Origin of the sequence: Sphingobacterium sp. UBA3519, from assembly GCF_002377215.1 — a bacterium.
GTDB lineage: Bacteria > Bacteroidota > Bacteroidia > Sphingobacteriales > Sphingobacteriaceae > Sphingobacterium > Sphingobacterium multivorum.
The window spans coordinates 232,812-250,094 of record NZ_DFPI01000006.1 but is presented as its reverse complement, the minus strand read 5'-3'; the positions used below and the strand labels follow the sequence as shown (position 1 = coordinate 250,094).

Here is a 17,283-nt window from a genome sequence, read left to right as displayed (position 1 = left end):
GCTATGGATCGTATGAAAAGTTAAAAATGTTAATAATTATTTAATGGGAATTAGTGTAAATTTATGTCAGCATAACGCTGTAGCTATGTTCATCATTGGATAAAACGATAGCAGATGTTCAAGTGTTATTTATGCAGGTATCCTTTTTATAATTTACTGAATACGCATGAAAAAGATCGAACTAGTCCCACTTGTTGGGATTCAAATTGAAGGTATTGGTCAAGTTAATCTTGGTGCGGGCCGTGCTGAAGTTCAAGGTGTGCTTGGTGCTCCTTCAGATGCGCTGGACGACCAATATTATTATGATGAACTCGAATTGAGACTTGATTTTAATGATCAGGGAACATTGGAATTTATAGAAAGCATCAATGGACCCTATCCAGAAAAAACTGAAATCAATATCTATGGTGTTAATCCATTTCAGGTCGAAGCAGCTGAACTGGTCAATCTCTTAACGGATAAAAATCAGGGTGAGGTTGATGATGCCGAAGCGGGATATTGCTATACATTTTTAAATAGCTCTGTGGGCGTCTGGAGACAGATGACTGAAGAGGATGTTCAGGAGGAGATTGAGGAAATCAAAGCCGATGGCGAATACGAAGACAATGCGGATATGCTGCTGGAGGACCTTAAAAAGTCAAAGTTCTTTTGGACGATTGGCATTGGGGTAGCGGGATATTACGCGGAGTAAAGATAAATAACCTACTGAAATTGTTGCCTAAATTCCACGGGACTTTGTTGGGTATTCTTTTTGAACACTTTACTGAACGACTGTGGATGTTCGAAACCCAGTTCATAGGCGATTTCACTGATGGAAAGGGAACTCGTGCTTAGCCTTAATTTGGCATACTCGATCATTTTATGCTGAATATGCTGTTGGGTGTTTTGTTGGGTGTAGATACGCAGCAAACTGCCCAGGTAGTTTGGTGATAAATTGAGCTGCTGCGCCAGGAAGCTGACGGTTGGTACGCCATGCTCCACAAGTATGTGTTGCTGAAACTGTGCTGACAGTAACTGCTCAAACTTGGTGACCAGCTCTTGGGTCGATCGTTTGCGGGTGATAAATTGACGTTCGTAAAATCGTTCGGCGTAAATCAGCAAGCGCTCGATCTGTTTGATAATGAGTTCGCGGCTAAATTTATCGATATTGGACTGATACTCTTTTTCTATATTCTGCAGAATATCGACAATGATGGCTTCTTCTTTGTCCGAAAGAAAAAGCGCTTCATTGACCTGATATTGGAAAAAATCGTAGGAGTGAATATGTTTTGCCAGTTCGCTGTTCCAGAGAAAATCGGGATGGATCAACAAAATCCAGCCGCTGGGTTGTGCCTGCACTTGCTGATTGATCTCCACTTGTAGAAATTGTAGGGGCGAGATAAAAGTGAGTATGCCCGAGTCGAAGTCATAGTGCTGCTGTCCATAATTGAACCGGGCATTTACATTTCGCTTTAAACCGATCGAATAAAAATGTTGTATCCAATTCAATTTGCTGTCATTTATGGGGTAATGTACTTGACTATAATCAACCAAGCTCATCAATGGATGTTCGGGCTTAGGTAGTCCGCAAAAGCTGTGGAATTCCGAAAGCGAATGAAAGCGAAATGTATTCTCCATGTTGTAAATTTAATGAATTTCTAATTTGATTATTGTGAAATATCCTAGGAAGCTCCTTATACTGAACTAAGCTGTTATACGGATTGCTCGAAAGCTGTTGACACGGTATAACTTTTCCATTTTTCGATCTCCGTCATAAGCATATTGATCTTATTTTTTGCCAGCTCATACGCATCCTCGCCCATTAAAAAATGAACTGGGGGCTGTGCGAGCGTACTTAACTCAATTAATAAGGTTGCTGCTTTGTGGGGATCGTTTGCCTGATTGCCATGGATCTGATGCAGATGGGTAGCTTCGTTTTCTCGGGCAGTGACGTACGCAGCGATTGGATTGGCTGCGGTGTGTAAGGATCCCTCGGATAAAAAATCAGTTCTGAAGTAACCGGGATACACCAAGGTCGTGTGTACACCAAAAGGTTCCATTTCGACAGCGAGGGCTTCGGTAAAGCCTGCGACAGCAAATTTGGTGGAGCAATAAACACCAAAGGCTGGATAATTTCCTGCGAGTCCGCCGATAGATGCTATATTGAAAATATGTCCCGCTTGTTGGCGTCGCATATGGGGGGCAATATGCCTGATGGCATTAAGTGATCCAAAGACATTCACTTCGAAGTTGCGGCGTGCTTCCCGATCACTGAGCTCCTCTAGGGTGCCGGTCTGACCATATCCGGCATTGTTGACCAATACATCAATCTTTCCGAAATAATCAATGGCCGAGAGTACTGCCCGGGCAACGTCTTTGTCATCGGTAATGTCCACTTCAAGCGGCAGAAAATTTTCCTGATCGCCGATTTCATCTTCTAGGGCCTGTTTTGTTCGTGATGTGGCAACCACAAGATAACCTTGGGCGAGCAATTCTTTAACGAGACTGAGACCTAGCCCTTTGGAAGCGCCAGTGACAAACCATACTTTTTGTGATTTCATGTATTTCTTTTTTTAAATAAATTGATGTTACAAAGGTGGCTAATCGATCGAGTTTGGATGTAGGCAGATCAACGGATATTGTAGTCAAATCGTGGATAGCTATTTTTTCCTTAAAACAATTTTAGCTTTTAAGTGCTTTATTTAAAGATGATGCACATCTATTTTAAGGTTGTGCACCTTGAGATGGTCGATAAACTTTAAAGACGTTGATATGTTAAAAGAAAATGATGTTGCTCCTGATTTTACCTTGTACGCGACACCCGATCAAAAAATTAGATTATCAGAATTTAAGGGGCATAATGTGATATTGGCATTTTATCCGGCAGATTGGAGTCCGGTATGTAGCGATCAGATGGCCTTATATAATGAAATGCTCAAATATTTTAAAAAATATGATGCCGAAATTATGGGTATTTCCGTTGACAGCAAATGGTGCCATATGGCCTTTGCGCAATCCCGAAAGCTGCATTTTCCACTTTTAGCCGATTTTGAAGCTAAAGGCGAGGTCGCCAAGAAGTATGGTGTTTACGATGAAGAGGAAGGGGAGTGCAAGCGCGCACTTTTTGTGATTGATAAGGAGGGCGTTATCGCTTGGAGTTATCTGTCTCCGACTGCGGTCAATCCGGGTGCAGACGGTATTATCGAAGCATTGGAGAATCTTAAATCAAAATAATTATGTCATTGAAACCGAAGGTCAGCAATGCTGACCATATATTGGGAAATGGCCAGGCCGATCTGACCATTGTTGAATATGGGGATTACCAATGTCCGCATTGTGGTGCAGCTCATCCAATTATAAAAGAAATGATGGCCGAACTGGGAAGCCAGATCAGGTTTGTATTCCGCAATTTTCCGCTTTCGGAGATGCACCCCTATGCAAAACCCGCAGCATTGGCGGCGGAGGCTGCAGCACTGCAAGGGAAATTTTGGGAGATGCATGATGCCATTTTTGAACACCAAAACTTGCTGAGTGAAAGATTGCTGCTGGATATCGCCGAGCAACTGGATTTGGACATGTCGAAGTTCAAATCTGATTCGCAGGACGAGGCGTTACAGGATCGCGTGGATGGCGATTTTGAAAGTGGTATGCTTAGCGGCGTTAATGGGACACCGACATTTTTTGTTAATGGACAGAAATTTGATGGTGGAGCGGAAGATTTGGTTCAAATATTAGGTGAAAACTGAATATATGAATACTATTTAAACACAGGTGAGCACACGACGAGAAGTCTCTTGCAGGATAATAGATCGTATCGTAAAAACGAATGAACCTGTTGTATAAATAACGAAATATCGTTGTTTTTAAATTGACTTTTAATTTTTTAGTATGCTTAAATACAGTTGTATATGTTTGTTGGACTATGAATTGCAATCCAATTAACATATCATGTAAACAATAAAATTCTTAAACTACTCATCATGGCAACATTCAAAGTTCAAGACGGAACAGAAATTTATTACAAGGACTGGGGAACAGGACAACCGATCGTATTTCATCATGGTTGGCCTTTATCCAGCGACGATTGGGACGCGCAGTTGATGTACTTCCTCGAAAAAGGGTACCGTGTGATCGCACACGATCGCCGGGGTCATGGTCGCTCGACACAGACGGCGACAGGAAATGAGATGGATACCTATGCGTCGGATATTGCACAATTGGTAGAAGCATTGGATTTAAAAGATGCCATCCATATTGGTCACTCAACAGGTGGTGGCGAGGTCGTTCGCTACATAACCAATCACGGTACTTCTCGGGTTTCAAAAGCTGTATTGATCAGTGCGGTTACCCCGACCATGGCTAAGAGTGCTACAAATCCCGATGGTGTACCAATGGAGGTTTTTGACGAAATAAGATTGAATACTGCAACACGCAGACAACAGTATTTTCAAGATTTTACCCTCGCTTTTTATGGCTATAACCGCGATGGAGCGAATGTACAGCAAGGCGTGATGGACAACTGGTGGCGGCAAGGGATGATGGGCGGTATTAAGGCACACTATGATTGTATCAAAGCGTTCTCTGAAACTGATTTTACAGAAGAACTTAAAAAAGTCGAGATTCCTGTCTTAGTATTGCATGGTGAAGATGATCAGATCGTACCGATTGATATCACGGGTAGAAGAGCGGCTAAGTTAGTCCAAAATGGTACTTTAATTACCTATCCCGGTTTTCCACATGGAATGCCTACTACAGAAGCGGAGACCATTAATAAGGATATTTTGGATTTTATTAGCGGAAAATAAGCGCATACAACAAAAAGCGATAACAAAAAGATGCTGCCTTNNAAGGCAGCATCTTTTTGTTATCCTATCTTAGAGCTATTTCTATTGGTCACTTTGGCGGGAAGGAAAGTAACAGATGAGCATTGCTATGCTAGAAAGTATAATCAGCTGCTTAGCAAAACTGACAGGTGGTAGGATTTTTAAATTTATTATCGATACGTACACAGAGACCTCGAAACGAATTAATTTGTAGGTTTGACCCTAAGAAAAATGCGGAAATAGGCTGAGTACCGTTAATGCGATCCCGCTTGATGGATTTAATTGAATATGATCTGTTGCCCTTCGCGGTCAATTAGCGTATTTCTGGATTATGAAAAATGGGACTTTAGGTTTTTGAATTGAATAGATTAACTTTTAAGTGTGTCAATACTTGTTCTTATGATTTATGTTATATAAAAGTTAAATTTCTATTAAATATCTACCTGCAAAACCTGTTTAGTCGTTGATGTTTTTGATGTTAATTAAATATTTGTTAACATTACGGTTAATTATAAACCAAGTCAAAGCGTCAACTTTGATGCAAAATTCTAAACTAGACTAAAGATGCAGAAAACATTACTAATCAGTATGGCATTGGGTCTCTCATACCCAACTTGGGCTAATGTAGAGCGTGATTATGCTAAATTGACCAAAGAGACGCACGGTGTTGCAGCTCAGTCTACCGTAAAAGGGGTGGTAAAAGACAAAAACGGAACAACCTTGTCCGGAATTACCATTACCAATTTAACCAGCCAAAAAACAACCTCGACGAATGTAGCGGGTCAGTTCACGATTCAAGCCAATATAGGGCAAAGACTCAAATTGACAGGGATAGGTTACAGTGAAAAGATCATCAGCGTGACGGGAGGGCAGATCGATATCATCATGGAATCCAAAGATACCGAACTGGAGGAAGTTGTGGTGGTCGGTTATGGTACGCAGAAAAAAGTGAATCTTACCGGTGCAGTAGACCAAGTGGGATCAGAAGCTTTTGAAGGACGCGTACTGGGCAATGCCAGCCAGATGCTCCAAGGTGTCATTCCCAACTTAAATGTAACTCCGGCCGATGGTAAGCCCAATCGGGCGCCAAGTTTCAATATCCGTGGGACAACTTCCATTGGTCAGGGGGGGAGCGCACTTGTGCTTATCGATGGAGTCGAGGGTGATCTTTCGGCGATCAATCCCAATGATATTGAAAGTGTAACGACACTCAAGGATGCTGCTTCATCTGCGATTTACGGCTCCCGCGGTACCTTCGGTGTCGTTTTGGTCACAACCAAACGTGCCAAATCCGGAAAAACTTCCATCAACTATTCGGGAAGTGGCTCTTTTCAGAAACCGATCGCTTTACCCAAATTTGTGACGGATGGCTATGAATATGCTTCGCATTTCTTTACAGCCTATAATGCCTGGAACAATTATTCCTCGATTCCGAGCAAGCTCAACAAGACACAGATCTTTACAACAGATTGGCTGGAGGAATTTAAGAGAAGAAAAGAACAGGGAATTACGGAGCAGGTCACGGTAGATGATAAGGGTAATTATGTATACTACGGTAATGAGGATTATTATGGTATGCTGATCAAGGACAATACGTTTGTCCAGGATCATAACCTGTCCATCAGCGGTAATTCTGAAAAAATGGATTACTATATTTCTGGTCGTGCTTACGATTACAATGGTATGTACCGCTATAATAGCGATAAATATAAGACCTATAATACGCGTGCAAAAGCCGGGCTTCAGGTGACAGACTGGTTGCGGATCAGCAATAACATCGATTTTAATTATGCCAAATACAGAGACCCATCGACTGCTGGTGAAGGTGGAAATATCTGGCGCAATATTGCCGATGAGGGACACCCTTCTTCGCCGATCTTTAACCCTGATGGATCTATGAGCTTCTCTGCAGCCTATACAGTAGGGGATTTTATCTATGGTAAAAATGGTACGAATACGGCTAATCAGGATCTCCGCAATACAACTTCTTTCGAGACTAAGTTTTTCAACAATACGTTCCGCATTAAAGGGGATCTGACTTTTAGAAATCGCGATTTTAATTCGGTAAGAGTCCGTGTGCCTGTTCCGTATAGCACACAGGAGGGAAAAATGTTGCGGTTGGAAACAAGTATGAACGACAATATTTATCAGGTAGACCAACGCTATCGTTACTTGTTTGGAAATCTATACAGTGAATATGAACGCACAATAGGCGATCATTATTTTAAAGGTTTGCTCGGATACAATTATGAACAGCGTACGTATAATTCAACCTATATTACCAAAACAGGTCTACTCAATGATGATGTTGAAAATATCAACCTGGCAGTAGGGCAGAATACCACAGCGACAGCGGGATATAACAAGTACCGTAATGTCGGGGTATTTATGCGTGCCAATTATATTTTCAAGGACCGTTACCTTTTTGAATTCAATGGCCGCTACGATGGTTCGTCCAAATTTCCGACAAACCAACGATGGGGACTATTCCCTTCTGCATCCGTTGGCTGGCGTATTTCTGAAGAGCCATTCTTCCAGGTGGACAAAAGAGCCCTTTCCGATCTGAAGCTAAGAGCGTCCTATGGGTCATTGGGTAATGGTAATGTCGATCCGTATTCCTATTTGGATATTTACGAAATCAAGATTATGGATCGGGTATTGAACGGACAGAAGCCGGCATATACTTCGGTGCCTAAGGTGATCCCGGATAACTTAACTTGGGAAACAGCGCGCACGGCAAACTTAGGTCTTGATCTATCGTCTTTAAATGGAAAACTGACTTTTACAGGCGATATCTATCAACGCAAGACCTTAAATATGTATACCTTAGGTGTAGCTTTGCCTGACATCTTTGGTGCGGAGTCGCCGAAAGGAAACTATGCTGACATGACCACAAAAGGTTTTGAAGTGAGCTTGACTTATAAGGATAGATTCGATCTGAACGGTAGTCCTTTCAATTGGTCCGTAAGGGGTACTTTGGCTGATTATAGATCCAATATAGACCGTTACGAAAATAAAGAGGGTTTAATCAAAGATGGATCCTATTATGAAGGTCAGCGAATCGGTGAAATATGGGGCTATGTAACGCAGGGTTTATTTCAGAATCAGGCGGAAATTGATGGTGCTGCAAAACAAAAATTGATCAAATCGTCAAACAATGGTACAATATATCCAGGTGACGTACGTTTTTCGGATCTAAATGGTGATGGTGTAATCGATTATGGAAATAATACGATTTATAGCCATGGCGACAGAACTGTAATCGGTAATGCCGATCCACGATATATCTATAGTTTTAACCTTAATCTGGATTGGCAAGGTATTTATTTCTCGTCTTTCTTCCAGGGTGTGGGTAAGCAGAATTGGTACCCGAGCAATGAATCTATTTTTTGGGGGCAATACAATCGACCTTACAACAACTTACCGGAATGGCACCTCAATAATTACTGGACAGAAGATAATCCAAATGGCTATTTCCCACGTTATGCCGGTTATAACGAGTCTATTAAGACAATCCCCCAAACCAGATATCTACAAAATGTGGCCTATATTCGGATGAAAAACATACAGATCGGGTACAGCTTTCCTAAGTCTGTGACAAACCGATTAAAAATCAGTAGTCTTCGTGCAGGCCTATCGGGTGAAAACTTATGGACCTGGTCACCGCTTTACAAAAAGACGATGGATCTCGATGTTGGCAACCTGGGCAAATCGGATCCGGAAATCGGAACAGGGTCCGGTGACGGATTTAATTATCCGATCATGAAGAGCATCAGTTTTAACTTATCTATTGGCTTATAGTTTTATATCAACATGAAAAAATTGTTTTATATACCTGTTGTTGCGCTTTTGTTCAGTTCTTGCGAACTGAATGAGCTGCCAAAGGCAGGGGCTACCGAAGAAGATATCTTTGGTAGTGAAAGTGGATTAAAAAATTATAGTAACTCCTTCTATCGGAATATCACTTCGGGAAGTGACGCTTATAAGGGCGATGCAATGGCCGATTATTCGGCCGTAAACAGCCTCAATGATTTTATGGTCGGCGGTGCTTATAGTGCGGAAATCAGTTCGGGCTGGTCCTGGACGACCCTCCGCAATATCAATCAATTGATCGCTAAGTGCAACAGTCCCAAATTGACTGATGCCATAAAAAATAATTATATCGGCCTGGCCCGCTTTTTTAGAGCTTGGTTTTATTATGAAAAAGTGGTGCGATTTGGCGATGTGCCTTGGGTAGATCATCCGCTGGCAGTGGATGAAACAGACATCCTCAAGGCACCTCGCGATTCGCGCGAGGTGGTCATGAAGCATATCATGGAAGATCTGGACTTTGCCTACGCCAATATCACCAATACGGGAGGCGATGGCAGTACGGTTAATAAATGGACTGCACTTGGTCTAAAAACGAGGATTGCACTATTTGAGGGTACATTCCGTAAATATCATAAACTGAATCTTGCTACGCAGCCGGAGGTGTTTTTTCAGATGGCAGTAGATGCTGGCAAGATTTTAATGGAAAAGGGTCCTTATGGGCTTAATATCTCTGCAGACCCTAAAACATCACAGCGACAGTTGTTTATCAGTAATACGCCAGTGACAAAAGAGGTCATGTTGGCCGTAACTTTCAGTAAGGATCTTGCGCTGTTGAATGATGCCAACTGGTGGTGGACATCTGCAACCTATGGTCCACGTTTAAGTTTGGTAAGGCCTTTTATCAATAGTTTTTTGAATGTTGACGGTACTCCTTATACGGATAGACCGAACTTTCAGACTGAGGAATTCTATGAGGAGTGTCAAAATCGCGACTTGCGCTTGGCGCAGTTGATCCGGACGCCAGGATATTCCCGTAATGGACAGCCTGCTCCCCCAAATTTTGCAAGTTTTACTTATACGGGGTATCAACCGATCAAGTATACTTTAGACGATCCCTATTACGACAATGGCGGTTACAATACCAATGCAGTTCCTTTAATGCGTTATGCGGAAATATTATTAAATTATGCTGAAGCGAAACAGGAACTAGGTACTTTCAATGATGCGGATTGGTCGAAAACTATTGGAGCATTACGTTCAAGGGCTGGAATAACAAGTGGAACGAATACACTGCCGACCAAAGTGGATACCTACTTGAAAAATACATTCTTCCCCGAAGTCAATAACCCCGTGCTTTTAGAAATACGTCGTGAAAGACAGGTGGAATTAGCTCTGGAGGGTTTCCGTTTCAATGATTTGAAGCGATGGAAACTTGGACCGCTAATGGCCAATTTACCCTGGACGGGAATTTATATCCCTGCTTTAGATAAGTTGATTGATATCGACCACAATGGAACTCCAGATGTCGTGTTCTATGATGGAAGTAAATCAGCTCCTTCGATAACTGTTCCTGCAGGAGTAGCCAAGGTGGCTATAGGGGGTAAAAGTACCAATTTCCAGACAATGACTTCGGACAATCACCTGGAATGGTTTAAAGCTGTGAAGCGTACTTGGGATGACAACAACAAGCAATACCTTTACCCAATTCCGTCTGCAGCGATTGTGCTGAACGGAAATCTGACACAAAATCCAGGTTGGAGTAAATAGGAATTTAACTTATTCGTTCCAATAAAAGAGGCTCCCTGCATTTGCAAGGAGCCTCTTTTTACTACTAAGGGTGTATTGTTTAGTGTGATGAAAGTTTTTTGGCTTGTTAACGTCTTTCTTGGTAAACGCCAATCTCGTTTACGACCGCATGGCCTTTTTCAGGTTTGATGCTAAAGCGTAATTTTTGTCCCAATACTTCATCAAAGCGGAAGATCTTGATGCGGCCCTGTTGTACCGCTGTAACCTCGATAGGGTGCCATTTTCCATCTTTCAGATAGGATAAGTTATACTGTGAAGGATTGTCTTTTCCTTCGGTAATAACAACACTATTGAAAGGTTTACTACGTTCAAAATCCACTTCATACCATACTTCACCTTTGACTGCCGGATTGGAGACCCAGGCACTACCAAAGTTATCGTCGTTGGCAAAATCCATAATGTTCATATCTTCGCTCCAGCTACTGTATGAAGGTACTTGTTTGGCCATATTGTGGTCGACTATTGGTGCCTGATAACTTGGTAATGTAGTTGGGTTTATTTTTGTATAATGTACCGATTGTCTTCAGTGCATCAAGTGCATTTTGATCCATCAGACCATCACTATTTGGTGCTACATTCAGCATAAAGTTGCAATACGCGTTGTTGTACGGAATGACAAATTTCTCGACCAATTCATTGACGTTTTTAACTGGGGTGTTCGGAAATGATGTTTTCCAGAACCAATTTTGTTGTAAAGGAAGACAGGCCATTGCCGGAAGTTTGTTGTGCTCCTTAGAAATAAATTGACCCGCACCTTGTTCATAGGATTTAATATCGGTGTAAAACAACGCATCACCTGGGTATTTTGCTGAATTGAGATCCATCAACAAACATTTCGGTTGACAAGATAATAGATGTCGTCGAAAGGAACATCATCGTACGAAATACGCGACCAAGGGGCATCCCATCCGTCAATGACCAAGGCGTCGATTTCCCCGTATTGGGTCAACAATTCCGTCAGCTGATATTTGATCAATTGGATGTGTGCTTTGGTAATGGTATGTGGACGTATACCTTGATGCATATCCAGAATGGAATAATACAGCATAACACGCAAACCATTTTTACGGAAAGCATCCGTAAATTCTTTAACAACATCACGATGTAAAGGCGTATTTATTACATTATAATCTGTTGTTTTGGTATTCCAGATCGGAAAGCCACTGTGATGTTTGGTGGTTAGGCAACCATAGGTCATGTCGGCCGATTTGGCCGCCTTCGCCCATTGAACTGCATTGAGCTTTGGCGATTTGAACAGTTCAAGTGCGGCATTGGGATCCGACCAATCTTGTTCCATAAACGTCGGCATGCCATAATGGATGAACATACCGAATCCAAGATTGACAAAGTCGAGCTGACTCTGTTCGAGGACCTTCTTTGAAAAAACGGATTGTGCAAATAGCGTGTTGCCCAGTAAAAGAAAAGATAGGCAGTAAAGTAGAGCATGTGAAATTTTGGACATAATTTATGAAGTTGTTATGCTGTAAAGGTAGGCCATGTTTGTGTTATTTAAGCCTAATGGAAGAAATAGTAATCAGTCCGAATGGTTTCGTAATGAAATACAAATTTTTATGGACGAGAAGTGTCTTGATTGAACCGCAGGCTTTATTAAAATTGGTGGATTTCTGTGTGGCATTTTTTGCGATTTGATTTGAGCTGTGCGGCAAATATATTTTGAGCTTTTGGACAACTAGACTTTGCAAAAGGTATGAGATATTTGCTACCTTTAGACTGGGACTGATTTTAGCGATTGGTACCCATAGTCGCACAGCCGTTTAAAATAAATCGTATTGAGCATGGAAGAGAGAGATTTTGGGAATGCCTTTTTGTATTCCTGTTATGTCGAGAAAGCATTTGGGCATGAACAGTTTATTTCCGAACATGTGGTCTTTTTCCAGATGTCTGGCGAAACGCACCTGGATCATCAAAAAGGAAAATTGGTAGCAACAGAAGGGCAGATTGTGGTTGCCCGTAGAAACCAATTGGCCAAAGCTTTTAAATATCCTGCAGAAAATAATGTCTATAAATCTGTTTCCGTCTTGTTGCAAGCGGATCGACTGAAGCAATACGCAATGGATCATCACCTCAGTTCAGACAAAAAGTATCAGGGTGAGTCCAATGTTGTACTGGAAAGTAACCTGTTTATAAAAAGTTATTTTGAGTCATTGACCCCTTATGCAGAAGCCATCGACCGAGTAAGTCCGCAGATGGAAAACATAAAGATCTACGAGTTGATCACCTTGTTGTTGGAAAGTTATCCACAGTTAAAAGACCTGCTTTTTGACTTTTCAGAGCCGCATAAAATTGATCTCGAGCAGTTTATGGTTAAAAACTATCGGTACAATGTACCTTTAGAAAACTTTGCGAAACTAACAGGGCGGAGTTTAGCAAGCTTTAAACGTGATTTTGAGAAAATATTCCAGACATCGCCCCGAAAATGGCTGCAAGAAAGACGTCTTTCTGAGGCTTATTATCTAATTGAAAATAAGCGGCAAAAACCTGCAGATTTTTATCTTGATCTGGGTTTTGAAAACCTTTCTCATTTTTATGCCTCTTTCAAGGAGAAGTTTGGCATAACACCAGCGACTATCAATTCCGTTGCTTAAAACTATTTCCGCCACCAATAACTAGGTGTTAAAGGGGGCTGATCGAGGTCGATGACCTGGCCGATCATGGGGGTAAGCAAGGGCTGTTGTTGTCGTATTGCTTCCTTGGAAATACGTTCTAAAGGTTCATTCCAGGCATGATTGGCCAATACAAACTTGGACGAATGAACCGGAAATAGCAAGGTGGCTTTGAGATCATGTGCCGCTTGGACAACCTCCTCTGGCATCATGTGTATATGTCTCCAGCTAAGGTCATATTGACCATTTTCCAATATAGCCAGGTCAAAAGGACCCAATTGATTACCTATCTCTTTGAAGTGGTTATCGTAACCGCTGTCCCCGCCTAAATAGAGCCGCATGGAAGGTGTCTGGAGCGCATAGGATGCCCATAATGTATTGGCAGAAAATATGCTGCGGCCTGAAAAATGTCTGGCGGGTGCAACTGTTACACTGAAACTATCACCCAAGTTGATTTCGTCCCACCAATCTTTTTCGATGATCTGTTCAGGACGATATCCCCAATATTCAAGATGGGAGCCAACACCAAGACCAACAATGACTTTTCCAACCCGGGGTTGTAGTGCCTTTAACGTCTTGTAATCCATGTGATCATAATGGTCATGTGATATGAATAGATAGTCAATCGGCGGTAGGGCAGATACGGTAGAGACATCGGCTCCCTTAAACGCTTTTACACTTCCTGGGATAGGCGAAGCACTGCCGCTAAGGACTGGATCGACGAGTATGTTCTTACCATCGAGACGAAGGAAATAGGAAGAATGACCAAACCAAACAAGGCCATGCGACTGACGTAACAACTTTTCCCAGTCGATATCCACTGTTGGTATAGTGTGTCTGGGACTTGTTTCGTTCGAGCGTTTAAAAAAGTAATCGTATAGGGCGACCGTCCAGGCCTGCGTAAGCTGTGGTGTAGGGCTGCTATTCTGAAATTTACCGTCCCGATATTGCTTGGATAACTGTATGCGTTGAAGTCTTTCACCCGAGGGTCTTTTGCCGAATTGTGGATGCATCATATATAGTCCGATAAGAGCGATGAGAACTGCCAGTCCTAGGATTGTTATTTTCAAAAATATAAGCCATTTCTTCCTGCTGTTTCTTGTTGTCATCTGCTTGTTGTATGGCAACAAAGGTATGGCTGCTGAGGCAGATTTGTTTTTGTTGACAGCTCAAATTTATGTGCTGTATGGCTCATTTCGGCAGATTCATCGGATCCACAATATTAAGAAAGTCTTAAAGCCCATAAAAATTCTTCTTTTAGGCTCGGGAGTTGGTTGGATTATAGTTGGCTGGATATTAAAAAAAAAGGGGCTGTCCGATCTTTTTGGACGCCCCCTTTTTTTACCCTTTGTAAGGTTTTTTAGCGGCTTCGATGAGCTCTTTCATTTCTAATTTAATGTAATCTACATTTGGGGTAGATCCCGTAAGAAAATAACGTATATTTCCTTCCTTATCAATAATAAATTTTGCTGGAATTCCTTTGACTCCGAATTTCGCGGCCATAACTTCTCCGGTTTGTGGATCTTTTTGATCGTCATAGAGCACTTCAAAAGGATAATTATTCTTGGTGATAAAGGATATCACATTTTCCTTATAGTTCTTATCACGCTCCCAGGTATTCATGAATAAGAATTGTACATCCTTATCATCTGCATAAGAGTCCTGTGCTGCCTTCATTCCTGGAAATGAACGGATACATGGCTGACACCAAGTTGCCCAAAAATCCAATACCACAACTTTTCCCTTTAAACTGGCTAGGGATACTTTTTCACCTTTAAGATTGAGTAATTCAAAATTAGGTGCAGGTTTAAAAGTTGCCATTTCTTTGATATGGTTGCGAATGTTTTGCGTTAACTCTATTTTTAAGGATGCATTAAAATTCTCGTAGCCTTGAACAGATCCGTTCAATTCAGTATATAATTTTTTAAGATCATTTTCGACCGCAAATTGTCCTTTAGCATATAACTTGGTGAGAATATTATATGCCTCAAGCTTTCTTCCTGTGCCCATTAAAGATTTGTAGTATACCATCGCTAGACCATCCGCTTGCTCTGGCGCAGCTTTGAGCGCATTCTCAATATAATTTAGCGCTTCAGCGTATTTTTTTTGAGCAACAAGAATATTTACATAGGCTGACATGGAGCTTGCGTATCCCATCGCTGCAAAGCGAGCTTTATTGTCTTTTTGGTTCTCGGGAAGTGTTAAATAGTAATAGCTATCATCCATAGCGGTCTTTAGTAGTGGAGCCGCTGTAGTCGTGTCGCCTGCGCTCAGCAAAATTTGACCAACAGGTATATAGCCATTTCCGCGCCAGAATAGTTCTTTCAATTCTCCTAGATAATATACTGCTTTTTGTGCATTCCCATCGTTCGCAAAACTTTGTGCTAAATTAGCCAATACATAATCATAAGTCAGTGGTTCTTCCTTGAAGTTTTTAACTGGCCATTTTTTGATAAGGTCGTTATAAGCTTTTTCTTTTTGTACTGGCGTACTTGCATTGTAAAAAACATCTGTGATAAAGGCATCACGGGTTAGTGATCCTTTTGGATATTTTTTCTTAGCCAGTACTTCTGCAGATGCCTGCAGATCTTCTTTCCCTAAAGAACGCAAAATGTTGATTGTAGTACGGTAGTCTTCTTCTGATTTATAAGTCTTTAATTCGCTCATTAATACATTAGCAAGCGAATCCTTTTGTACCAACGTACCTTTTTCTATAATGGGGAGATACTGTTGGTATTTGTTTTTTGCTGGTTGTTGTGCAAAAGATGCTGTTAGCGAAAACACCAACGCAGCCGTTAAGATTTTTGTTTTCATTTTTTGTCTGTATGATTTTTTAAATTCATTAATCTTGGTATCCTGGATTCTGTGTCAGTTTATTGTTGATCAAAATCTGGGCTTGTGGAATAGGATACAAGACATCCGTGGCCTGCCAGTTTGATTTGATTGGAGACAATACAGCGGTAGCACGATCGGTCCGCTTGAGGTCGAGCCAACGATGGCCGAACTCACCGAAAAATTCGTGCAGGCGTTCTGTTTCTATTGCAGATAGTAATTGTGTTTGGTTTAAGCTTGAATTAAGTCCTGCAAGTCCAGCGCGAGAACGGACAGCATCCACATCTGTCCGGGCTTCGGCAAGTTTTCCCAATTTAGCCCTCGCTTCCGCGCGAATAAGATACTGCTCGGCTAAGCGAAGCATAATATGGTATTCGGAACCTGTTCCCGAGGATACTTTATATTTGGTTATGGCATAATAGATTTTGTTGGAGACCGTCTTTGGACTTGTCCAATTTGTTTTTCTTAAGTCAACCGTCGGAGATGTCTCAAAGCTATTGTACACAGCGTCCGGTAGGGTGTAGCCGGGTGTAGCTGTAGCCGCGGTAATATAATTGGAGCCAAATGTCGTTACTCCCGTTTGATTGCCAAGTTGAAGGATAACCTCATTACTTGAGTTTACAAAATTTTTATCTGGTGTCGGCATGCCATAATCAGATGACTGTAATACTTTGGTGGCATAAGATTCGGCATTTTGATAATCCTTTTGGTAGAGATAAACTCTTGCCAATAGTGCGCTTGCAGCAGTTTTGTTAGCTCTTCCTCTCGGGCTTGCCGTTGCATCATAGGCCGTCGCCATCTTACTTTCCGCATCTTTTAGATCAGCAATAATCTGATCATATACTTGCTGTGCAGAAGTTCGCGGAAGAATTGCATCTTCAAAAGCGTGGAGGTCATCACGTAATTGCAATGGCACATCACCATAGAGGTTGACGAGATAGAAATAGGTATAAGCCCTAAAAAATTTCGCTTCGCCCAGGAGCTGATCTTTTACACTAGGGGTAAGGCTGGTGGATGCGTCGAGACCCGATATCGCATTGTTTGCATTCTTGATAAGTTGGTAGCAATTTGACCAGAAATTAGCGACATTCCCATTTGTGTTCAGCAGGTTATTGCTGGCGAATTCCGAGGTATTTGCATCAGCCGCATTGTATTGAAGGTCGTCTGCAGCGATTCCTGTATAAAAGGTTGAAGTCCCAGCGAGATTGATGCTTAATGTTGTGGTATACAATCCGCGTATGACACTATTTGCAGAAGCATCTGTAGAGAATGCTTCGCCAGCTACAACTTGTGTCGGTGGAGCGCCCAATTCCACAAATTTTTCGCAGGAGCTGGTCAAAAGAGTTCCACTGGTAATTGCTAATAATAGTATATTTTTATTGATGTTTAATTTCATGATCTCTAGT

Annotated in this window: 15 protein-coding genes; 7 read left to right on the top strand and 8 right to left on the bottom strand. The window is 41.7% G+C overall.

Features of this window, described 5'->3' with window-relative positions; genetic code table 11:
- Positions 1-166 precede the first annotated feature (166 nt).
- A complete protein-coding gene (locus B3297_RS03020; protein WP_201639556.1) occupies positions 167-691 on the top strand; it encodes a hypothetical protein in 525 nt (174 codons plus the stop codon).
- Between the two features lie 11 nt (positions 692-702).
- Here B3297_RS03020 and B3297_RS03015 read toward each other — a convergent pair whose 3' ends face one another.
- The gene (locus B3297_RS03015; protein WP_112373442.1) at positions 703-1,617 is read right to left on the bottom strand and encodes a helix-turn-helix domain-containing protein; all 915 of its coding nucleotides are present in this window, start codon (positions 1,615-1,617) and stop codon (positions 703-705) included.
- Between the two features lie 74 nt (positions 1,618-1,691).
- Positions 1,692-2,540 carry an SDR family NAD(P)-dependent oxidoreductase gene (locus B3297_RS03010; RefSeq protein ID WP_112373441.1) on the bottom strand — a complete coding sequence of 283 codons (849 nt, stop codon included), beginning with the start codon at positions 2,538-2,540 and terminating at the stop codon, positions 1,692-1,694.
- A 211-nt stretch (positions 2,541-2,751) separates the two neighbouring features.
- On the opposite strand from B3297_RS03010, the gene B3297_RS03005 reads away from it, so the two are divergent.
- From B3297_RS03005 to B3297_RS02985, 5 genes are all read left to right on the top strand, one after another.
- On the top strand, positions 2,752-3,213 hold the full coding sequence (locus B3297_RS03005; RefSeq protein WP_286752985.1) for a redoxin domain-containing protein: 462 nt from the start codon (positions 2,752-2,754) through the stop codon (positions 3,211-3,213).
- Between the two features lie 2 nt (positions 3,214-3,215).
- Positions 3,216-3,725 carry a DsbA family protein gene (locus B3297_RS03000; RefSeq protein ID WP_286767833.1) on the top strand — a complete coding sequence of 170 codons (510 nt, stop codon included), beginning with the start codon at positions 3,216-3,218 and terminating at the stop codon, positions 3,723-3,725.
- Positions 3,726-3,959: 234 nt separating this feature from the next.
- On the top strand, positions 3,960-4,784 hold the full coding sequence (locus B3297_RS02995) for an alpha/beta fold hydrolase (protein ID WP_112373435.1): 825 nt from the start codon (positions 3,960-3,962) through the stop codon (positions 4,782-4,784).
- A 582-nt stretch (positions 4,785-5,366) separates the two neighbouring features.
- Positions 5,367-8,603, top strand: coding sequence for a SusC/RagA family TonB-linked outer membrane protein (locus B3297_RS02990; RefSeq protein WP_286778395.1), 3,237 nt, complete (start codon positions 5,367-5,369; stop codon positions 8,601-8,603).
- 12 nt (positions 8,604-8,615) lie between these two features.
- Positions 8,616-10,382, top strand: a complete 1,767-nt coding sequence (locus tag B3297_RS02985; protein ID WP_201639552.1) for a RagB/SusD family nutrient uptake outer membrane protein — start codon at positions 8,616-8,618, stop codon at positions 10,380-10,382.
- A 106-nt stretch (positions 10,383-10,488) separates the two neighbouring features.
- Here B3297_RS02985 and B3297_RS02980 read toward each other — a convergent pair whose 3' ends face one another.
- From B3297_RS02980 to B3297_RS02970, 3 genes are read right to left on the bottom strand one after another with little or no spacing between them, the layout of a single operon-like run.
- Positions 10,489-10,869, bottom strand: a complete 381-nt coding sequence (locus tag B3297_RS02980) for a discoidin domain-containing protein (protein ID WP_236560136.1) — start codon at positions 10,867-10,869, stop codon at positions 10,489-10,491.
- Positions 10,841-11,245 carry an alpha-L-fucosidase gene (locus tag B3297_RS02975; RefSeq protein WP_236560137.1) on the bottom strand — a complete coding sequence of 135 codons (405 nt, stop codon included), beginning with the start codon at positions 11,243-11,245 and terminating at the stop codon, positions 10,841-10,843. The genes B3297_RS02980 and B3297_RS02975 overlap by 29 nt, the downstream gene beginning before the upstream one ends.
- Positions 11,245-11,883, bottom strand: coding sequence for an alpha-L-fucosidase (locus B3297_RS02970; RefSeq protein ID WP_236560138.1), 639 nt, complete (start codon positions 11,881-11,883; stop codon positions 11,245-11,247). The genes B3297_RS02975 and B3297_RS02970 overlap by 1 nt, the downstream gene beginning before the upstream one ends.
- A 334-nt stretch (positions 11,884-12,217) precedes the next feature.
- On the opposite strand from B3297_RS02970, the gene B3297_RS02965 reads away from it, so the two are divergent.
- Positions 12,218-13,027 carry a helix-turn-helix domain-containing protein gene (locus B3297_RS02965; protein ID WP_112373432.1) on the top strand — a complete coding sequence of 270 codons (810 nt, stop codon included), beginning with the start codon at positions 12,218-12,220 and terminating at the stop codon, positions 13,025-13,027.
- 2 nt (positions 13,028-13,029) lie between these two features.
- On the opposite strand, the gene B3297_RS02960 is transcribed toward B3297_RS02965, so the two are convergent.
- From B3297_RS02960 to B3297_RS02950, 3 genes are all read right to left on the bottom strand, one after another.
- Positions 13,030-14,154 carry an MBL fold metallo-hydrolase gene (locus tag B3297_RS02960; RefSeq protein ID WP_286778394.1) on the bottom strand — a complete coding sequence of 375 codons (1,125 nt, stop codon included), beginning with the start codon at positions 14,152-14,154 and terminating at the stop codon, positions 13,030-13,032.
- A 232-nt stretch (positions 14,155-14,386) separates the two neighbouring features.
- Entirely contained in the window at positions 14,387-15,859 is a 1,473-nt protein-coding gene (locus B3297_RS02955) for a TlpA disulfide reductase family protein (protein ID WP_286778393.1), read from the bottom strand.
- A gap of 28 nt (positions 15,860-15,887) precedes the next feature.
- Positions 15,888-17,273 (bottom strand): RagB/SusD family nutrient uptake outer membrane protein, encoded by a 1,386-nt coding sequence (locus tag B3297_RS02950; RefSeq protein WP_115047533.1) that lies wholly within the window; start codon positions 17,271-17,273, stop codon positions 15,888-15,890.
- Positions 17,274-17,283: the final 10 nt, after the last annotated feature.

Coding starts and splice junctions, on each gene's coding strand:
- B3297_RS03020 (WP_201639556.1), top strand. CDS start 167: ATGAAAAAGATCGAACTAGTCCCACTTGTTGGGATTCAAATTGAAGGT.
- B3297_RS03015 (WP_112373442.1), bottom strand. CDS start 1,617: ATGGAGAATACATTTCGCTTTCATTCGCTTTCGGAATTCCACAGCTTT.
- B3297_RS02965 (WP_112373432.1), top strand. CDS start 12,218: ATGGAAGAGAGAGATTTTGGGAATGCCTTTTTGTATTCCTGTTATGTC.
- B3297_RS02990 (WP_286778395.1), top strand. CDS start 5,367: ATGCAGAAAACATTACTAATCAGTATGGCATTGGGTCTCTCATACCCA.
- B3297_RS03010 (WP_112373441.1), bottom strand. CDS start 2,540: ATGAAATCACAAAAAGTATGGTTTGTCACTGGCGCTTCCAAAGGGCTA.
- B3297_RS02985 (WP_201639552.1), top strand. CDS start 8,616: ATGAAAAAATTGTTTTATATACCTGTTGTTGCGCTTTTGTTCAGTTCT.
- B3297_RS02975 (WP_236560137.1), bottom strand. CDS start 11,245: ATGGATCTCAATTCAGCAAAATACCCAGGTGATGCGTTGTTTTACACC.
- B3297_RS02980 (WP_236560136.1), bottom strand. CDS start 10,869: ATGGCCAAACAAGTACCTTCATACAGTAGCTGGAGCGAAGATATGAAC.
- B3297_RS03005 (WP_286752985.1), top strand. CDS start 2,752: ATGTTAAAAGAAAATGATGTTGCTCCTGATTTTACCTTGTACGCGACA.
- B3297_RS02995 (WP_112373435.1), top strand. CDS start 3,960: ATGGCAACATTCAAAGTTCAAGACGGAACAGAAATTTATTACAAGGAC.
- B3297_RS02970 (WP_236560138.1), bottom strand. CDS start 11,883: ATGTCCAAAATTTCACATGCTCTACTTTACTGCCTATCTTTTCTTTTA.
- B3297_RS02950 (WP_115047533.1), bottom strand. CDS start 17,273: ATGAAATTAAACATCAATAAAAATATACTATTATTAGCAATTACCAGT.
- B3297_RS03000 (WP_286767833.1), top strand. CDS start 3,216: ATGTCATTGAAACCGAAGGTCAGCAATGCTGACCATATATTGGGAAAT.
- B3297_RS02960 (WP_286778394.1), bottom strand. CDS start 14,154: ATGACAACAAGAAACAGCAGGAAGAAATGGCTTATATTTTTGAAAATA.
- B3297_RS02955 (WP_286778393.1), bottom strand. CDS start 15,859: ATGAAAACAAAAATCTTAACGGCTGCGTTGGTGTTTTCGCTAACAGCA.